Source organism: Thermofilaceae archaeon, assembly GCA_038731975.1.
Taxonomy (GTDB): Archaea; Thermoproteota; Thermoprotei; order Thermofilales; family Thermofilaceae; genus JANXEW01.
This window is the reverse complement of sequence record JAVYQJ010000002.1, coordinates 41084-58023: the sequence shown is the minus strand read 5'-3', so window position 1 is coordinate 58023 and position 16940 is coordinate 41084. Positions and strand designations below refer to the sequence as shown.

18 protein-coding genes are annotated in these 16940 nt (G+C 57.7%); 13 read left to right on the top strand and 5 right to left on the bottom strand.

The window, feature by feature from the left end; all coding sequences use genetic code 11:
• The 3 genes from QXF46_01840 to QXF46_01830 all read left to right on the top strand — a co-directional run.
• Positions 1-201 (top strand): oligopeptide ABC transporter ATP-binding protein (locus tag QXF46_01840; protein ID MEM0225599.1); only part of this gene is annotated, 201 nt, incomplete at its 5' end.
• Positions 167-721: a hypothetical protein gene (locus tag QXF46_01835; GenBank protein ID MEM0225598.1), complete on the top strand. Its 555-nt coding sequence runs from the start codon at positions 167-169 to the stop codon at positions 719-721. The genes QXF46_01840 and QXF46_01835, both read left to right, overlap by 35 nt.
• The gene (locus QXF46_01830) at positions 721-1224 is read left to right on the top strand and encodes a hydrogenase maturation protease (protein ID MEM0225597.1); all 504 of its coding nucleotides are present in this window, start codon (positions 721-723) and stop codon (positions 1222-1224) included. The genes QXF46_01835 and QXF46_01830 overlap by 1 nt, the downstream gene beginning before the upstream one ends.
• Here the strand turns inward: QXF46_01830 and QXF46_01825 are convergent.
• Together QXF46_01825 and QXF46_01820 are read right to left on the bottom strand one after the other, a co-directional pair.
• Complete coding sequence (locus QXF46_01825; protein MEM0225596.1) at positions 1150-2865, bottom strand: ASKHA domain-containing protein; 1716 nt, start codon at positions 2863-2865, stop codon at positions 1150-1152. The genes QXF46_01830 and QXF46_01825 overlap by 75 nt on opposite strands.
• 27 nt (positions 2866-2892) lie before the next feature.
• Entirely contained in the window at positions 2893-3543 is a 651-nt protein-coding gene (locus QXF46_01820) for a corrinoid protein (protein ID MEM0225595.1), read from the bottom strand.
• Between the two features lie 55 nt (positions 3544-3598).
• Here QXF46_01820 and QXF46_01815 point away from each other — a divergent pair, with 55 nt between their 5' ends.
• From QXF46_01815 to QXF46_01805, 3 genes are all read left to right on the top strand, one after another.
• On the top strand, positions 3599-4096 hold the full coding sequence (locus QXF46_01815) for a YkgJ family cysteine cluster protein (GenBank protein MEM0225594.1): 498 nt from the start codon (positions 3599-3601) through the stop codon (positions 4094-4096).
• Positions 4097-4195: 99 nt separating this feature from the next.
• A complete protein-coding gene (locus tag QXF46_01810) occupies positions 4196-6121 on the top strand; it encodes an anaerobic ribonucleoside triphosphate reductase (protein MEM0225593.1) in 1926 nt (641 codons plus the stop codon).
• A complete protein-coding gene (locus tag QXF46_01805; GenBank protein MEM0225592.1) occupies positions 6118-6891 on the top strand; it encodes an anaerobic ribonucleoside-triphosphate reductase activating protein in 774 nt (257 codons plus the stop codon). Before QXF46_01810 ends, QXF46_01805 begins: the two co-directional genes overlap by 4 nt.
• 1 nt (position 6892) lies before the next feature.
• Here the strand turns inward: QXF46_01805 and QXF46_01800 are convergent, their stop codons facing one another.
• Positions 6893-8173 (bottom strand): helicase C-terminal domain-containing protein, encoded by a 1281-nt coding sequence (locus tag QXF46_01800; protein MEM0225591.1) that lies wholly within the window; start codon positions 8171-8173, stop codon positions 6893-6895.
• Between the two features lie 463 nt (positions 8174-8636).
• Between QXF46_01800 and QXF46_01795 the strand changes: the two genes are divergently transcribed.
• A complete protein-coding gene (locus QXF46_01795; protein ID MEM0225590.1) occupies positions 8637-10175 on the top strand; it encodes a phenylalanine--tRNA ligase subunit alpha in 1539 nt (512 codons plus the stop codon).
• 2 nt (positions 10176-10177) lie between these two features.
• Positions 10178-11839, top strand: coding sequence for a phenylalanine--tRNA ligase subunit beta (gene pheT / locus QXF46_01790; protein MEM0225589.1), 1662 nt, complete (start codon positions 10178-10180; stop codon positions 11837-11839).
• On the opposite strand, the gene QXF46_01785 is transcribed toward pheT, so the two are convergent.
• Both QXF46_01785 and QXF46_01780 read right to left on the bottom strand, forming a co-directional pair.
• The gene (locus QXF46_01785) at positions 11801-13060 is read right to left on the bottom strand and encodes a hypothetical protein (GenBank protein ID MEM0225588.1); all 1260 of its coding nucleotides are present in this window, start codon (positions 13058-13060) and stop codon (positions 11801-11803) included. The two genes, pheT and QXF46_01785, sit on opposite strands and share 39 nt — an antisense overlap.
• A gap of 34 nt (positions 13061-13094) precedes the next feature.
• Positions 13095-13481 (bottom strand): hypothetical protein, encoded by a 387-nt coding sequence (locus tag QXF46_01780; protein MEM0225587.1) that lies wholly within the window; start codon positions 13479-13481, stop codon positions 13095-13097.
• A gap of 375 nt (positions 13482-13856) precedes the next feature.
• Between QXF46_01780 and QXF46_01775 the strand changes: the two genes are divergently transcribed.
• From QXF46_01775 to QXF46_01755, 5 genes are all read left to right on the top strand, one after another.
• The gene (locus QXF46_01775) at positions 13857-15107 is read left to right on the top strand and encodes a galactokinase family protein (protein ID MEM0225586.1); all 1251 of its coding nucleotides are present in this window, start codon (positions 13857-13859) and stop codon (positions 15105-15107) included.
• A 61-nt stretch (positions 15108-15168) separates the two neighbouring features.
• Complete coding sequence (locus tag QXF46_01770; protein MEM0225585.1) at positions 15169-15669, top strand: DUF2258 domain-containing protein; 501 nt, start codon at positions 15169-15171, stop codon at positions 15667-15669.
• A 40-nt stretch (positions 15670-15709) separates the two neighbouring features.
• Positions 15710-16057, top strand: a complete 348-nt coding sequence (gene ndhC / locus QXF46_01765; protein ID MEM0225584.1) for an NADH-quinone oxidoreductase subunit A — start codon at positions 15710-15712, stop codon at positions 16055-16057.
• Positions 16038-16475, top strand: coding sequence for an NADH-quinone oxidoreductase subunit B family protein (locus QXF46_01760; protein ID MEM0225583.1), 438 nt, complete (start codon positions 16038-16040; stop codon positions 16473-16475). The genes ndhC and QXF46_01760 overlap by 20 nt, the downstream gene beginning before the upstream one ends.
• The gene (locus QXF46_01755) at positions 16472-16939 is read left to right on the top strand and encodes an NADH-quinone oxidoreductase subunit C (GenBank protein MEM0225582.1); all 468 of its coding nucleotides are present in this window, start codon (positions 16472-16474) and stop codon (positions 16937-16939) included. The genes QXF46_01760 and QXF46_01755 overlap by 4 nt, the downstream gene beginning before the upstream one ends.
• Position 16940 lies beyond the last annotated feature (1 nt).

The following is a 16940-nucleotide window of genomic DNA, read 5'->3' as shown; positions in this document are numbered from 1 at the left end:
CCGGATCCGGATCCCGAGAACCGAAAGAGGCTGAGGAACGTACCCCCTGGCGAGCCGCCCAGCTTGATTAGTCCGCCGCCGGGATGCCGTTTCCACCCGAGGTGCCCGTACGTGATGGACGTGTGTAGGAGGGAGGAGCCGCCCACGGTTGAAGTGAAGCCCGGCCATGCAGTCAAATGCTGGCTCTACGCGAAGGGTTAAGTACCTAATCGCCATAGCAGCGGGTTTCACCCTCTCAACTCTGGCCATTTTGGTATCGTTCTGGGCAACCTACTACGCTTCTCCGAGAATGCTGTCTGAAAAAGCCTTCACGATCGATGTGACGGGTACTGCCAACGTGACTCTACCCCTTACTGGTGCTACAGGGGAGAAGCTGTACTACGAGCTTCAGATCGAGTCGACTTCGAGCGTGAGCTCTTACCTTCTCATCGACACTGTAGAGGGGCTACAGGCTATCAGAGTTGGCGAGGGTCTGCGTATTCAGCGCAGAGAGGTCGTATACCTCGATGGCATCCCCAGGCAGCTATCCCTAGTCCTCCAGTGCGGCAGATGCACCGTTCGCGGTTCGTTCTCGATCAGGTACTACAGCGTAGATTACACGCTGCTGCTGGTGATGAACGTGGTGGCTATAGTCTCATCGCTGGTCGGCATCGCGCTACTGACTGTGGGGTGCTACGGCTACTTGATAGAGCGGAGAGTAAAAAGGGCGGAGTCGGGTTGATGAGCTACGCCCTCGTGATATGTCTCGGCAACCCCCTCAGGGGTGATGACGCCTTCGGTCTACTCGTCTACCGGCTCCTTCGAAAGATTAGGATCCCCGCAGTGTACGCAGGAACGGCCCCGGAAAACATCACGCGTATTCTGAGGAGGGTAAGGCCGGAAACCGTGATAATCGTTGATGCGCTGGCTGGGGCTGGTGAAGGGCTCGCTATCTTAAAGCTCTCCGACGAGTTAGTCTCTCGCTCTTTCTCCTCGCACCTGCTACCTTTGAGGCTGCTATTCGAATCGGTCGGGCTTGATCCAGGTAAGATTCTCGTGATTGGCGCCGGGGCTATGGATCTCTCCCTAGGCAGCCAACCGAGTGAGAGAGTGAGGGGACTTGCTGTCGAAGCTGCCTCCCTCATAGCTAGGATTCTAGGTCGGCAGAATTCACCACGAGAGCTTAAGCTCGGAGATGAAGTCTCTCTCCTCTCGGGGAACGTCGAGAACCCTACATTTAGCTAGCAGCTCCTCCGCCGTTTTTCGCGCTTCATCAGACAGCATGTACATCTCCGCGCCTGTCAGTGATCCATTGCCTATGTACCTGATCGCACTTTCATCAACCCTGGGTAGCAGCCCAATCTCCATCGCGTTCCGAGGGTCTAAGTGATAGCCGAAATCGCCGGCGACAACGATCGCTTCCAGGCTCTCGACGTTAACGCCGCCAACCTTCAAGAGGTACTTTGCCGTAAACTTCACCGCGGTCACAGCAAGCTGGAGCTTCCTCACGTCAAGCTGCGTCAGCATAATCCCCCTCTCCTCATCTACAACGAACGCTTTTACACCCCCAACCTCCCTCACGCGGGGGCCGTCGAGTAGCCTGCCATCCCTCGATAGGATTCCTGCTTTTAGCAACTCGGCGAGCAGGTCCACGTATCCTGAACCGCAGATGCCCTTCGCTTCGGTGCCCCCTATCGTCGAGTACTCGATTTCGCGGGCCCCCAACACTCTCACCTTCTCGATAGCACCCTCGACTGCCATCATCCCCGAGTGGAGCCCGACGCCCTCGAAAGCTGGACCGGCGGGTGTGGAAGCGGCGAGGTAAGCGTCGTCTTTCTTCAATACGATCTCCCCGTTAGTTCCCACGTCGATCAGCATGGCCTTGTCGTATCCAGACAGATCTGCTGAAAGGATGTCTCCCACTACGTCTCCTCCCACGTAGCCGCCGAGTATCGGGAGTGATACCACGTGGGCGTCGGGGTGAACGGTGAGACCGAGATCCCTGCCCCTTGCCCTCATCTGCCTACGGTAGAGGGGTCTAAATGGTAGAAAGCCCAGAGTCCTTGGATTCGCACCGAAGAACAGGTGGAGCATAACCGAGTTTCCCGCCACAACAACCCTGTAGACTTTATCTGCTCGGGCCCCCATCTCATCGAGGAGCCTGTTGACCGTGTCTACTACGGCTTGCTGCAATCTAGCTGTTCCGTCGGGCTCCTGCAACGCGTAGCGTATCCGGCTGATGATATCTGAACCGTACTTCAGCTGGGCGTTGAGACTCACCCTTTCAGCGGTTACTGCTCCACTCACCAGGTCTACCAGGGATGCTGCCACGCTTGTCGTCCCTACGTCTACCGCTAGGCCGTAGCCCGAGTAGGTGTCGCTCACGTCCAAGACTTCATCTTCAACGATGACAGCCACGCCCGAGCTTCTCTGGGCCAGCGAGTTCAGGGCGGAAAGGGATAGCTTCGTAGCGTGAACCCCAAGCGTCCTTAGAGACGATATTAGTTCCTCCTCGTACGAAGGCTCCCCCCTCTCCACTCTCACTGGTACGAAGATGGCTGGTGGTGTGATCCGAACAGGTGGTCTAACTCTAGCTTTGGGGGTTTCTCGCCTGATCGCTTGGATCTCCAGGGTCGTATCACCGATCACCTGAGCCTGGCAGGCGAGTCTCCACCCCTCTTCCAGTCGATCGACGAGTATTTCGATTTCCCTCCGCGTTGGGGCTGTGAGCTCCCCTCTAACGACCCTGACTCGGCACATGCCGCAGAGCCCTAAACCTCCGCACCCCGCTGGGAGCGTTACGCCATGCCTTCTTATCAGCGCTAGAAGGTTTTCGCCCTCTTTCGCATCGAAAAAACCTATCCCCCTAACCTCTACTATCGGCATGGCGTATCTCGCGAGGAGCTCCTACCACTACTTTATCCCTAAAAGCTCCTTACAGACCTTCACTCCCTTGACCGCGTCCTCCCCATACCCGTCAGCTCCGATGCTCCTCGCAAAGTCCTCCGTGACCGCAGCCCCCCCGACCACCACTTTAACCTTATCGCGGATGCCGGCCTTCTTCAGCTCCTCGATCACGTTCTTCATCTCCAGCATCGTAGTTGTGAGGAGAGCTGACATTGCTACGATGTCGGCTTTGTGCTCAATAGCAGCTTGCACGAACTTTTCGGGCGGAACGTCGACGCCGAGATCGATGACGTTGAACCCCGCGGCCCTGAGCATTGTAGCCACGATGCTCTTCCCAATATCGTGCAGGTCGCCCCTTACAGTGCCGATCACAACGGTCCCGAGGCTCCTGGTCGAGCCACCCTGCTTCTGGATCTCGGGCACGAGGATCTCGTCCATAACCTCCTTGAACAGGTCGCCCGCTACGACGAGCTCCGCCAGGAAGAACTCTCCTTTCTCAAACCTCCTCCCCGCTTCCTCCATAGCTGGTCTCAGAGCGCGCTCAATAACCTCGTTAGGGGAAGCGCCCTTAGCGAGCGCCTCTCTAACGAGGGCCTTTACCCCTTCGAAATCGAAGCTTAGGAACGCATCCCTGATTTTCGCGTAGAGCCCTTCCATCGGGGAGCGGCTCTGGGACGAGTATTTATGCGTTGTTTCCACGTGGTTACGGTCTATGGAGTTCAAATGCCTCAGGTGCGGTAGGTGCTGCAGGAGCCTCGCACCGATAGTAGTGCTCTCGGACTTGGAAGATTGGGTGAAGAGGGGAGCTTGGCGCGTCATAGGAGCTATTGAAGCAGTTGAAGCATCGGGTTGCCTGAGAAGTCTGGGCGTAGAGCTCTGCTTTACTCTACGCCGCAGAGGTAACGCCTGCTACTTCTACAGGAAGGGGGTGTGCACGATATACGACCTGCGGCCAGCCGTGTGCCGGCTTTTCCCATTCGCGTACTCGGAGGAGGGGGTTGCCGTGCACCCCTGGGCTCTCCGTAATTGCCCAGCGGTCAGACTTTACGGAGGTCGTCCACCCGGAGAGGAAGTAAGAGAACTTGCTAGAGAGATTGTGAGGGAGCTGCTCGGACTACCCTTCTACTCGACATTCGTGGAAGAGTTGATCGCTTCCACCGGAAGGGTGATCCCCCGTAACCGGTTTAGGATCGACGTAGGTTTGGTGTAAACGCTGTGAGAATGCCCTTAGATCCTTCATGGTTAATACTTTCGGCAAGCTAGTGGACTGCCTTATATTCTCGCCTATGACAGTGTAATTGTACTTAGTATGGATGGTGGGGTTCTCCTGGAGAAAAGGGGTGTGAGGGTTGAGGAGCTGGAGAAATCGTACATGAAGCGTGCGGATTGGGAGGTCTTCGAAAACGCTAACACGAACTTCAGTTTCAGCAACTTTAGGAACTTTCTCTTCGAGAAGCTAGTCGAAGTACCTGACGTATTGAAGTCCTACCTGCCCTCAGACGCTGTGGAGGCCCACTACAGGGGTGATATCCACATTCACAAGTTGCCCGACTCGCTCTGGATACCCTACTGCATAGGCTGGAGCTACAGGAGGATACTCGAGCTCGGGTTAAAGACTCCCAGCGTAGTAAGCCGACCGGCCAGGCACTTCGATACGGCGGTCTCCCACCTAACCAACTTCTTCTTCATGGCTGCCCAAGAGTTCACTGGCGCTCAAGCGACGAGCGCCTTCGACCTCTACGCGGCTCCCTTTGCGGCGCACGACAGTCTCAGCTACGATCGAGTCAAGCAGGCGCTCCAGGCGATGCTATTCGAGCTGAACTACCCGGCGAGAGCGGGTTACCAATCCCCGTTCACGAACATCACGCTCGTCCTCGACACGAGCAGAGACATGCTCGAGGGAAGCGCGGTTGTGGGTGGGGAGAGGGTGGGCTCGCTGGGCGACTTCCTGGATGAGGCTCTGACGGTTGACAAGGCGCTCTTCGAGCTCTACGGCGAGGGCGATGCGGTAGGCCAGCCCTTCACGTTCCCGATCCCAACGCTGATGCTCACCAAGAACTTCGACTGGGAGGGGAGGAGGTGGGGCGAGTTGACAGACTTGATCTTTGAAACCCTGGCTCGGAGGGGTAGCGCCTACCTCCTGAACGGCTATGCGAGCAACGTTGAGGCGCTCTACAGCATGTGCTGCCGCCTCACGATCGATGTGAATCACGTGCTGAACCACTCCCGCGGACTCGAGCTTAAGTTGAGCTACGCCGACGCGGAGGACGCCTTCGAGACCTTCCTCAAGGCGAGGGAGGGGAGCAAAGCCTACGGTGTTTGGGCCTTACCCGACGCGACGGGGAGCATAGGGGTCGTGACGATCAACGTGCCCAGAGCAGCCGCGCTCAGCAAGGGGGAGTGGGACGTTTTCGAGGAGCTGATGATCGAGCGCTTGCAGCTGGCGAGGAGGGTCCTACTCACCTGGAGGGCGAGGTACGAGAGGAGCTTGAGAACTGGTTTAATGCCGATCACGCGCATCTACCTCGGGCACTTCAACCACCACTTCAACACTTTCGGCCTCATCGGGCTTCCGGAGGCTGCCGCCAATATGCTAAGGGACCCCAAGCTCTGGATTGAAGGGTCTAGGAGGGCGATTAGAGAGGCGATCGAAGTTGAGAGGAGGATCGTAAGCCTCGTTCGAGACTTCGCCAGAGAGTGCGAAGAGGCAGACGGCTACCTGTACAACGTGGAGGAGGTGCCAGGCGAGAGCACGGGCTACAAGCTGGCGCTATCGGACAGCCAGCTGTTCAGGGAGGAGCTGCGGATGGGCGAGGTGTGCATCCCGAGCGACGGGAGCGCGCCCTTCTACAGCAACAGCATCGTGCCCTACTACGCCGACCTGCCCATCCACGAGAGGGCGCTGCTGGAGGGCGAAGTCCAGCAGGAGTTCACCGGCGGTGTAATGATGCACCTCTTCCTAAACGAGCAGCCCGACCCCCAGGCGTTGAAGAAGCTGGTGTACAGGATCGCCACGAACACTAAGGTCGTCTACTTCTCCATTACGCCGACGATCAGCGTCTGCCGCAGCTGCGGCTGGAGCAGCGTCGGCACCTACTGGACGTGCCCCAGGTGCGAGGCTCAGGCGGAGGTCTGGAGCCGAATCGTGGGTTACTACAGGCCGGTACGCCAGTGGAACCCGGGCAAAAGGAGCGAGTTTAAGCTGCGGAAGCAGTACACCAGCATAGCCGGATGAGCGAGGAGGTCCTGCTCGTCGGGGGTTGGAGGGAGGTAAGCCTCGTAGACGTCCTGGGGCACGTCTCCTTCACCGTCTGGCTCGCCCGGTGCAACCTGAAGTGCCCCTGGTGCTCCAACGCCGAACTGGCGAAGGGGGTTGGCGCCCGCTACGTGAGGGTCAGCGAGATCCTGGAAGCCCTTGAGAAGGCAAAGGCATTTATCGACGTGCTCCACGTCACAGGTGGAGAACCTCTGCTCCAGCACAGGGCTCTACTCAACCTCTTTCAGCGCGTCCGCAGCCAGCTCAACCTGCCTATCAGCCTCGACACGAACGGGACGCACCCGAAGGCCCTTGAGCGCCTCGCCCCCCTCCTCTACCACCTGGCGATCGACGTGAAAGCCCCGCTCAGCGACCCGCAGCTCTACGCGAAGGTCACAGGAGTCAGCTTGAGGTTGGCGGAGAGGGTTGTGAAGGACGTGGCCGCGAGCATAGGGATCGGATTGAGCGTACCCTTCCTCGAGCTCAGAACGACACTCGTGCCAGGCCTCCTTACATGCGACGATGCTGTGAGGATAGCAGAGGAGCTGGAGGAGCTCACGCGAAAAGCGACCGGCAGGGTGATCTACGTGGTCCAGCAGTTCATCCCCTACGAGGGGGTGAAAGGCGACTTCGCCCGGCGCCCAGCCACACCCGCACAGGAGGTAGCTGACTGCGCGAGAAGAGTCACTGTCACCACGAGCCTAGAAACATACTACAGAACACTAGAGGAAGGGACACGCAAACCTTAACCTACTCGATCTCAAGGAACTCCCTTAGCACTGCTGTGTACCTTTCGAAGCGATGATCGGCTAATACTACCAAGGGGGGTTTTGAAGGGTCTCTCCAGGCTCTACCTATGCATTGCAGCGTTGTTATCAGCATGGGGAGATCGATAGCAGCCCTTACGGGGTCCTGGATGCCAATTCTCCTCAGCTGTCGTGCAAGCCACTCTCCAACGCTCGGCGGTAGGAAGGGTGCACCCGCGATTACAACTGCATCAGCCGGAAGATCCACCCCTTCGCTGAATCGGCCGCGAGCGCGCAACATAAGGATGCCACGCCAGTCGGGGGGAGGTACGCACTCTTCAAAGTTCGCCACACCGCGAAGCTCTCGCGCGACCCTTTCGCTGGGAACGAATACTAGCACCCGTTCGAAATCCCTAGCGATATCTACGAGAACCCTCCTGTAGCTGAGCACCACCTTTGTGTCAAATTCCTCGAATCTCGTTGTAACACTAGTAACTACTTTACACTTTGGCTTAGTTAGCCAGGGGACTCGTACTACGGCTTCAGCCCCCAGGAGCTGCTCGGCCCCTGGAGGCATTGTCGCGCTAACGAAAATTACGGGACGGTACGGCAGCTGGGGTTGAGGGGTGTAAACTGTGACCCGCTCCCCTTCGACGTAAGCAATGGACGTGAGATCTAGCAGCGGTCTCAGGCTGACTCCATCTTCGAGTCCTTGCACGTGCAACCTCCATAGCTCGTTAACATCCTCCTCGTTGAGGTACAGCGTCGCATCGATCACCCCATCTCTAACCAGCATGTACCTCAACACGGATTCTAGGTTGCGAAGCAGCCTATCGCTCGCTCCGAGCTGCTTGGCCGCAGCGATGGTTTCAATGATGCGGGATATCGAGTACGTCCTCTCGCGGGGCAGCAGGAGGTTGTGAGCCTCATCCACGATAAAGGCTTTAGGCGAATGGAGCCATCTTGTGCACTTAAGGTAATTCTGGATCAAAATATCGCACTCGACGAGATCCTGAGCATAGTAGGGGCACCATCCCTCGGCGCGCCCCCTCTCAACCAGCTCGGCGAAGTTCTTAGCACGTACGTAGGGGGGTAGCCGGAAGTAGGAACACCTGTACTTGTAGTACCTGCAGAAATCGCCAACGTCAGCAACGCGTCGTTGCAGGCATGTCCGTTCGCGCCCAGCGGCAATGAATGTACTCAAGCCCCATTTGGATGCGTCTTCAGCGATTCTCTCGCCCACGGCGAGAGCCCTAACAAACCAGACAGCCGGGAAGAGCTTCACCTCAGTAAGGGCAGCGATCACTGTTAACGTCTTACCCCAACCCGTTGGAGCAGAGAAAAGAACTCGCCTACCTTCAGCTAGCAGGTATGCAATTTCTCTCGCTCGCTCCAGCTGCCCTGGCCGGGGCTCAACCGGCCAGCTACTTGTGGGCACGGGTCGCGCTTATCTTGAGGTATCTAGCTGCGCTGAGTGTGCACGTTCCATCACTTTTCGTGATGCTTAAAGCCCTAATTATTCTCTCGCGAACCTCCTCGAGGGAGCGCATGGTTACTCACGAAATCTGGTTTGTTCAGCTGTTAAATCGTGGGGTGTTGTTTTGGGGGGAGGTTGTTGGCGGAAGGTTATTTAGAGGGTTTAGGGAATGTCAGACCTGGCCACTCCGCTCATCGCTCGGCAAAGGGTGACATTCATCACCGCCTACTCGGTGATTAAAGGTTTAAAAACGTGCGATGCTGGGGTTGGAGTGGCGGTGGGTGATGGAGCGCCAATTTTGGTTCTAGATGAGAGGTTGAAGGGTATTCTCGAAGCGATTTCTGCCGGTGTGAAGAGCCTCGACGAGGTGGCTTCGCAGCTTGGGCAGAGGCGCGAGGATTTGATGCGTTTCGTCGAGGAGCTGAGGGTTAGGGGGTTGCTGAGCGTGGAGAAGAGATCTGTGGAGAGAATCGAGCTCACCGAGGAGGGGAGAAGGTACGCTCGCTCACTGATGCCGGAGGAGAAGCTGGGTTTGATCCTTGAGAGGTGCGGTGGTGCGCAGCTGGGCGAGCTCAGCTCCCTGGCCGAGCGGTTGGGCTTGAGTTTGACCGATGAGGAGGTTAGAATCGGTTTGCAGCACCTGGCCAGGTTCGGTGCTGTGAGGGTGAGGGACACCACAGTCATTCTCGAGGATGCTGAAGCCCTGAAGAGGGCTGTAGGCGAGGCTCGCGGGCTTAGGGAGGCGCTGGTGAGGGTGGGTGCGGGAGCCCCCGTCGCGCCCGAGCTCCTGGAGCAGCTGAGGCGGCGCAGGCTGGTCTCCGTGAGGAGGGTTTCAGAGCTGTACCTCGCGCTGACGGAGGAGGCGAGGAGGCTGCTGGAGTCGGGGGCGCTGCGCGCGGCCAGAGTCGTAACCGCCCTGACTCCGGAGATGATAATCAGCGGGGAGTGGAGGAGCGCGGTTTTCAAGGAGTACGATTTAAGCCTGCCGCCGCCCCGCGTATACCCGGGTCGGAAGCATCCCTACCTCGAGTTCCTCGATGAGGTGAGGGAGACGCTGGTGGCGATGGGGTTCGAGGAGATGAAAGGGCCTCACGTCGAGCTGGAGCTCTGGAACTTTGATGCCCTCTTCCAGGCCCAAGATCACCCCGCCAGGGAGATCCACGATACCTTCTTCGTCAAGTACCCCACGCACGGCTTCGTAAGGGACGCGGGGCTGCTGGAAAGGGTGAAAGCGGTCCACGAGCACGGCGGCGGAACCGGCTCAAAGGGTTGGGGCTACAGGTGGGATCCCCTCAGAGCCACTCGGCTGATCCTGAGGACTCAGACGACGGCCGTGTCGGTGAGAACCCTCTACTCGAAGGGTGAGGGGGAGTACCGGTGCTTCGCCCTCGACAGGGTCTTCAGACCCGAGAACCTCGACGCGAAGCACAGCATGGAGTTCTACCAGCTCGAGGGTATCATCGTGAGCAAGCGAGTAACTCTCAGGCACTTAATCGGGTTCTTCGAGGAGTTGGCCAGGAGGCTCGGCTTGGGGCCCGTGAAGATCAAGCCCGCATACTTCCCGTTCACCGAGCCCAGCGTTGAGGGCTTCATCAAGCACCCCAAGCTGGGCTGGATCGAGGTTTTCCCGGGCGGGATGTTCAGGCCGGAGGTCCTGGAGCCGCTGGGTGTGAAGGGGGCTAACGTGGCGGCGTGGGGGATCGGGATTGACAGGATTGCGATGACCGTGCTGGGAGTCGATGACATCAGGCTTCTCTTCACGCAGGACCTCGAGTTCCTCAGGAACTGGGAACCCCCCATCAGGTGGTAGCCGTGCCGGTGTGCAGGGTGGCTCTCTTCGACCTCAGCAGGCTCGTAGGGCGAGAGGTGGGGCAAGAGGAGTTGGAGAACCTGCTGCCGCGGTTGAAGTGCGAGTTCGAAGCCGTTGAAGGCGGCTACGTGGTGTACGAGGCTACGCACGATAGACCGGACCTCTTCTCCGCTGAAGGTCTCTCGCGAGCCCTAAGGGGGTTGCTCAGGATCGAGGAGGGTCTCAGAGCGTTCAGGACCGAGAAGGTGGGCGAGGCTATTAACGAGGGTCCTGCTTACCGGCCGTACGTTCTCCTGGCGACGGTCCACGGCCTGGAGCTGGACGATGAAGCGATCAGCCAGATCATGCAGCTCCAGGAGAAGCTGCACGCGACCTACGGTAGGGATCGGAGGAAGGTGTCCATCGGTGTTTACGACCTATCCCGCGTGAAGTTCCCCATCCGGTACTTGGAAGCCGATCCGGACGCTGTTGCCTTTACCCCGCTCGAGTTTGGGAGGGAGCTGAGCCTCCGCGAGATACTCAAGCACCACCCCAAGGGCGTTCAGTACGGACACTTGCTAGCCGGTAAAGCCAGGTTCCCGATCCTGGTCGACGGTGAAGGCAAGGTGCTATCGATGCCCCCGATAGTGAACAGCGAGGACTCAAAGGTCACCGAGAAAACCGTGGAGGTCCTGGTGGATGTCACAGCTACAGACCTGAAGGCCGCGAAGGATGTTCTAGCGGTGATGGTGACATCGATAGCCGAGCGGGGGGAGAAGATCGGGTTGGTATCGGTCCATTCCCGGGATGGGGTGCACGAGTTAAGCCTCGAACCTAGCGAAATGCTCCTCGAGCCGGAGCTGCTCGAGCGGGTGGCAGGTTTGAAGCTGCAGCTCGGCGAGATCGTGGAGTGCCTACGCTTGATGCGCTTCGACGCTGAGGTTAGGGGCCAGTCGATCGCCGTGCGAATCCCAGCCTACAGGATCGACATACTGCATCCAGTCGACCTAGTCGAGGAGGTGGTCATGGGCTACGGCTTCGACCGGTTGACGCCCGAGCTTATGCCCCCGCAGCACGCGGGCGGCGAGGCCCCCATCGAGGTCTTCAGCAGAAGGCTGAGGGAGCTCATGGTGGGCTTCGGCTTCCAAGAGGTTCAGAACTACATGCTCACCTGCAAGGAGGTCCTCTACACTCTAATGGAGGCCCCCGAGCTACCCACAGTGGAAGTGGAGAACCCGAAGCAAGCCCAGTTCTCGTGCCTGAGGACGTGGTTGACGCCTCTCCTGCTGCAGGTTCTGTCAAGAAGCAAGCACGCTGACTACCCCCAGAGGATCTTCGAATGCGGGGATGTGGTTCTGCCGGACGAGGAGGCCGAGAACAGGGTGAGGGAGGAGAGGAGGCTGGCCTTTGCATTCTCAGACAGCAGGGCAACATTAACCGAAGTGTTAGCGGTCGTAAAGGAGCTGATGCGCCTCCTCCGCCTCGAGTGCACGTTCAAGCGCGAGGAGCACCCGTCGTTCATCAAAGGCAGGTACGCTCTGATCGTTGTCGATGGCGAACAAGTCGGCTTCGCAGGCGAAGTTCACCCCAAGGTGCTCGTGAACTGGGGCCTGGAGAAGCCGGTAGCGGTAGCTGAGCTCAACTTATCAATCCTGTTCCGGTTGCTCAGCGCCTCTCAGCCTTAGTACGTACTCCTCTAGGGCTTGCTCAACGAGTTGAGGCGGGGCTAGCCCCCTGCCGGCCATCCGTTCAATCGCGATTTTCAACAGCTCTTTAGCACGTGGGGTAAGCTCAACGAAGTCCGCTCTAAAGACTTCGGTAGCCGAAACCTCTTCGAGGGCCTCGGCTACCGGTGCGAGGCACTCCTTTGAAAAACCGACGCCCTCGACGAGCTCCACGCCCTCGTCCTCCAGCATCCTTTTAACGTCGGCTGGCACAACGGCCCTCGAAACGAGGAACATTCTCTTCGGCTCGTAGAAGCGCTTATAGAGGAGCACGATCTGAGGGTCTCGCAGCCTTAAACCCTTCCTCTCCTTCAGCCTTGAGATAACGTCCGATAGCCTCACGTTCAGGACGTCGGCCAAGCCGATGTAGAGACCTGAGATCCACCTCTCCCTCCACTCCTCAGCGCTCAAGGGTGCGGCAATGGGCCCCTTAAGCTCCCTAGCCCTCTTATACCAATCGTCAAGCTCCTTACACTCGATGATGACATCCGGCCTCAGTACAGGGGGTTCCTCACCGAGGGTAACGATGTTCAGAACCCTCCCGCCGTAGGCTAATATGTCAGGCCTTAGAGCCGTGTAGAGCTTCCACGCCCTCGAGAGATCTTTGCTATCCTCCCAACCCACGGGCCGCGGCGCTTCGATGAAGAGGCTCAGAGCCTTGACGCCGTCCGAGAGCACGGCGTTCGGCGGTATCCCGCCGGTGCGCTGCCTCCCCGTGCGCTCAAGGTGCAGGTAGAGGTCGTCGGGGTAGATGAGCCTGTAGCCGTTCTTGGCCAAGTGGTAGACCAACACCACGTACACCCAGGACTGGTACAGCGATCTACCGTTCGTGAGGATCGACGTCTTAACGGCGGCAGAAGCCTTCTCGCGGAACTCCTCAGGCGATAGCCTGCCGCGGACCAGGTCGTGCGCGTAGATGAACAGCTTCTTCCTGAGGTGCGCTTCTGGTTCCTCGATGAAGGATTTAAACTCCTTGGGGTACACTACCCCCCTCGCTCCCAAAGCCTTGCAGGCCGCCTCCACTGCTGCCTCAAGCTCGAGTATCCATGCTCTTATCTTCTCCAGGTCGTGGCCTGCGACCTGCGCGACGAAGCGCTCCTTCAGCTTCTCAAGTAGATCGGTTGTGTCAGCCCCCTTTCCAGCTCTGAGCTTCTCGTAGAGCGATAACCAGTCCTCCTGCATTCAGAAATCGTATGTGCGATGTGCCACATAAACCTCACTTGCCTCTCTCATCTGAATCCTTGAAGATCGTTCTAAGGACGAAGTCGACCACCTCGCGGTCTATATCCAGTTCCGCGGCCCACTGAAGGTAGGCATCAGCACTCCTCCTCTTCCAGGCGTAGTCCAGCGATAGGTGGAGATCCACCAGTAGCCTCCCAGCTCGTCCTGCGATCATCTCCCCCACTCTTCTCGCAGCCTCGATCGAAGGTAGGCAGCCTCGCCACGCCCCCCAATCGTGCTGCCCAATCGGCTCGGAAGGCCTCAGTTTGTCATCCATGAGCATTAGTGCGAGAATCTTATTATGTCTGAGCAGCCCTTCTTTGAACAGCTTTACAGCCTCCATTGGCGCGTCCACAAGAAGGTCGACCAGATAATCGATCATAAAGCCCCCCTGATCCACGCATATCCCTCTTTCACTCAGAAACCGTCGTGCGTATAAGCGATGAACGCGCCACGAAGGCAATTGATCCACCACTTCGTCCTCTCGAACCTTGGGCAAAAAATTATTCATACAACCCTTAGCTGCGATCCTCTCCGTTTCAAGCGAGTTGTCTCTCAATTGCGGTCTTATGCCTGGAATCCCAGCGGATACAGCTCTTGTATCTAGATGAATCATATCGCACCTACTGAGCGTTCACAATGTATCCTCGTACACCCGCTCTTTAATGACAGGAAGTAATTGTTTAGTGACCGACCCGGCGTCCTACGTAGCGCATCACTTGAGCAAGATATAAACCGGTATCCCGTTGAGAGATCCGTGGAAGGGCTAGGCTCTGCCCGAAGTCGATCCGAAGTGTTGAACGGGATTGCAGAAACATTCGGAAGGCCAATAAAAGCAGCCTCGGCACCCGGTAGAGCGGACTTCTTAAATACACACCAGGACTACAAAGGGCTTCCCGTCGTACCGATTGCCGTGAATCTCAGAACGTATGCAGTTGCCTTGCGCGAGTTGCCTGACCACTTTGAAGTCGTAAGCTTGAACCTGAAGCGCGATGGACGCCCCCATCTCGATAGGTTCCCCTTGAATCCTCAGCTGAGGGGTGGAGGCTGGTTTGGCGATTACCTGAGGGCTTGCGTCATAGCACTGAGGCGAGCGGGGTTTGGCATAGATAGGGGCTTGAGCGTTGTCATAGACAGCGACGTCCCCGCTGGCGGAGGTTTGGGGAGCAGCGCTGCCCTGGAAGTCGCTTTCCTGAAGCTCCTCGACGCTTTCTTCGGCTTCGGCTTGAGCAGAAAGGAGCTTGCCGAATTGGCGTTTAAGGCGGAGAACGAGATTATGGGAATACCCTGCGGAAGGCTGGATCAGTACGGGTCCTCGTACGGGCGCGCAATACTGTTAAACACAAGGCCGCCCTACGAGGTTAAGGAACTCCCGCTACAGGGCATTAAGATGGTCGTAGCCGATTCCGGCATAAAGCACCGCGTGGCAGCGATACACCCGGTCAGGCAAGCCGAGATCGAGCGCGGACTGGCACAGCTCCTCTCGTTCACCGAGCTACCCGACGACCTTAGGAGATCACTTGGTAAAAGGTACTGGGAGCCTCTCTGGGAGAACTTGGATCTGCAGAGGCTGGAACCCTACTTGAGGAAGATCGATCCCAAGGCGGCCGACAGGATCAGATTCACCATACTCATGCACGAATCAACCCTTTTGGCCCTTAGATTGATCGAACGTGGGGCCCTGAGCGCTGAAGACCTCGAGCGCGCAGGCGTGAAGCCAGCTGCGGGCGGTTTCTTAGAAGCTCTAGGAGCCATACTGAATAGGCAGCACGAGCTCCTTCGCGACCTCTACGAGGTAAGCCTGCCCGAGCTCGAGAGGATACGCGATGCCATGCTTCACGCAGGAGCTTATGGTGTCAAGATCAGTGGGGCCGGGCTTGGTGGCGCGTTGATTGCCTTGACCGACGAAGAGCGCGGCGCTGAAATCGCGAAGGCAGCTCTTCGCGCTGGCGCTAGGAGGGCTTGGCTTGTTGAAATCGATGAAGGTGCGAGAGAGGAGCCTCTGTGAAGTCAGTGGATAATTTAATGTATCAGTAAACTTTTTAAGTCAGTAAACGTTATTAGAGCGCGTGGGAGGCGAGGAGGAGATTACCCGTGATGAAGCGCGGGTGGAGGAGTACAGGCAACTTTACAGCACGGTTGCGCTAAAGGCCGCCAGAACCGTTGAGCTAAGGACGGGAATTATACCGGCTGCCCGCTTTGCCGATAAGATCCGCCGCGTTGCGTTAGCGGCGTTCAAAGGCTACGCTCCTCGCGATGTGATCATCAGGGATGTTTCCGAGTTTAATAAGAAGCTTTACGAAGTCATTGTCAACAAGATGGGCTGCGCGAAGGGAGATCTTGTGAGAATAGTCGTTGATGTAGCTTACGATGAGGAGGGGCAGAAGCTGATCTTCGGAGAGCCGAAGATCGACAAGTTCGTACCCGAAAGCGAGTTGAAAGCGGAGTATGAAGCAAAGATTAAGGAGCTCGAAGCAGAGCGCGATCGATTGGCCAGAGCTCTCGAGGCTGAACGCGATAGGCTAGCTCAGGTTAAAAAGAGGCTGGAGGAGCTGTTAAGGGAGCTATAGCTCGAGTTCAAAATATATAGGCGGGATCGCAGAGCCGCGCGTGGAAGAGATAGCGTACCTACTCATCAGCACACTTGCCGTGCTAGCAACGTTCTACGCCGTACACAGACTGCTCGCCCCACAGTCGCGAGGGGGTGAGGGGGGTAGAGCGCCCTACGCCTGCGGCGAAGATTTACCGCCTGAGAGAGTCCCCTTCACAGTGGTGTTCTACAAGTACGTGTGTTTATTCACTGTGACGGACGTGGTCGCCATGCTGCTGGCTTTCGCCTTTTCGGCGGCGCCCTCACTCAGGAACGCCACGCTGCAGTACGCGGTTCTCACGTACTGTCTCACGCTCGTCATTGTTCTACTATCAACGGTGGGCTGGGATGCTAAGCAGGCTGGCTAGGTGGGCGCGCTCGAGAAGCCTGTGGGTGCTGCTATTCAACACAGGAGCTTGCAACGCGTGCGACCTTGAGGTCCTAGCAGCTCTAAACCCCCGCTTCGATGCAGAGCGCTTCGGGGTTCTACTGAAAGGAAGCCCAAGGCACGCTGATGTGCTGTTGGTGACAGGAGCCGTAACTCGCCAGGTTGAGAGCAGACTGCGCAGAATATACGAGCAGATGGCGAGGCCAAAGTTTGTGGTGGCGGTCGGCTCGTGCGCATCGAGCGGGGGGATCTACGTGGGAAGCTACAGCGTTCATAGAGGGTTGAGCGAGGTTCTTCCGGTTCACGCCTACGTGCCTGGATGCCCCGTGAGGCCGGAGGCTGTGCTAGATGCTCTGAGAGTTTTAGCGGAGAAGATAGAACGGGGTGAGCTAGGTTGAGCGGGATCGAGGAGCCGGTAAGCGAGGAAGAAGTGCTGCAAAGGTTGAAGGAAGCGTTAGGGGAAGCGCTGCTCGATGCCCGTATAGCAGGCAAACGCAGGGTGTTCGTTACGGTTGATCGAGAGCATTACCGCACGGCGATTGTTGCTCTAAAAGAGATGGGTTTCGACTTCCTGTCCGCTGTTACCGGCGTTGACGCGGGCGACAGGTTTGAGGTTATAGCGCATGTGGGTAGAAGGGTATCTGTGGCGGTTAAGGCTCTCGTACCTAAGGATGACGCAAGAATCGCAAGCATAGTAGACGTGTACCCGGCAGCGTTCTTCTACGAGCGTGAGGCCTGGGAGATGCTTGGTATACACTTTGAGGGTCATCCTAAGCTGGAGCGAACCTTTCTCCCTGAGAGTTGGCCGCCTGGAGTATACCCACTTCGGAAGGACTACAGGCAAGGAAGCGAAAGAGGGTGAG

Excerpts from the sequence above, each read along its gene's own strand:
- QXF46_01835 (MEM0225598.1), top strand. The coding sequence starts at position 167 with ATGCAGTCAAATGCTGGCTCTACGCGAAGGGTTAAGTACCTAATCGCC.
- QXF46_01830 (MEM0225597.1), top strand. The coding sequence starts at position 721 with ATGAGCTACGCCCTCGTGATATGTCTCGGCAACCCCCTCAGGGGTGAT.
- QXF46_01825 (MEM0225596.1), bottom strand. The coding sequence starts at position 2,865 with ATGCCGATAGTAGAGGTTAGGGGGATAGGTTTTTTCGATGCGAAAGAG.
- QXF46_01820 (MEM0225595.1), bottom strand. The coding sequence starts at position 3,543 with ATGGAAGGGCTCTACGCGAAAATCAGGGATGCGTTCCTAAGCTTCGAT.
- QXF46_01815 (MEM0225594.1), top strand. The coding sequence starts at position 3,599 with ATGGAGTTCAAATGCCTCAGGTGCGGTAGGTGCTGCAGGAGCCTCGCA.
- QXF46_01810 (MEM0225593.1), top strand. The coding sequence starts at position 4,196 with ATGGATGGTGGGGTTCTCCTGGAGAAAAGGGGTGTGAGGGTTGAGGAG.
- QXF46_01805 (MEM0225592.1), top strand. The coding sequence starts at position 6,118 with ATGAGCGAGGAGGTCCTGCTCGTCGGGGGTTGGAGGGAGGTAAGCCTC.
- QXF46_01785 (MEM0225588.1), bottom strand. The coding sequence starts at position 13,060 with ATGCAGGAGGACTGGTTATCGCTCTACGAGAAGCTCAGAGCTGGAAAG.
- QXF46_01780 (MEM0225587.1), bottom strand. The coding sequence starts at position 13,481 with ATGATCGATTATCTGGTCGACCTTCTTGTGGACGCGCCAATGGAGGCT.
- QXF46_01760 (MEM0225583.1), top strand. The coding sequence starts at position 16,038 with ATGCTAAGCAGGCTGGCTAGGTGGGCGCGCTCGAGAAGCCTGTGGGTG.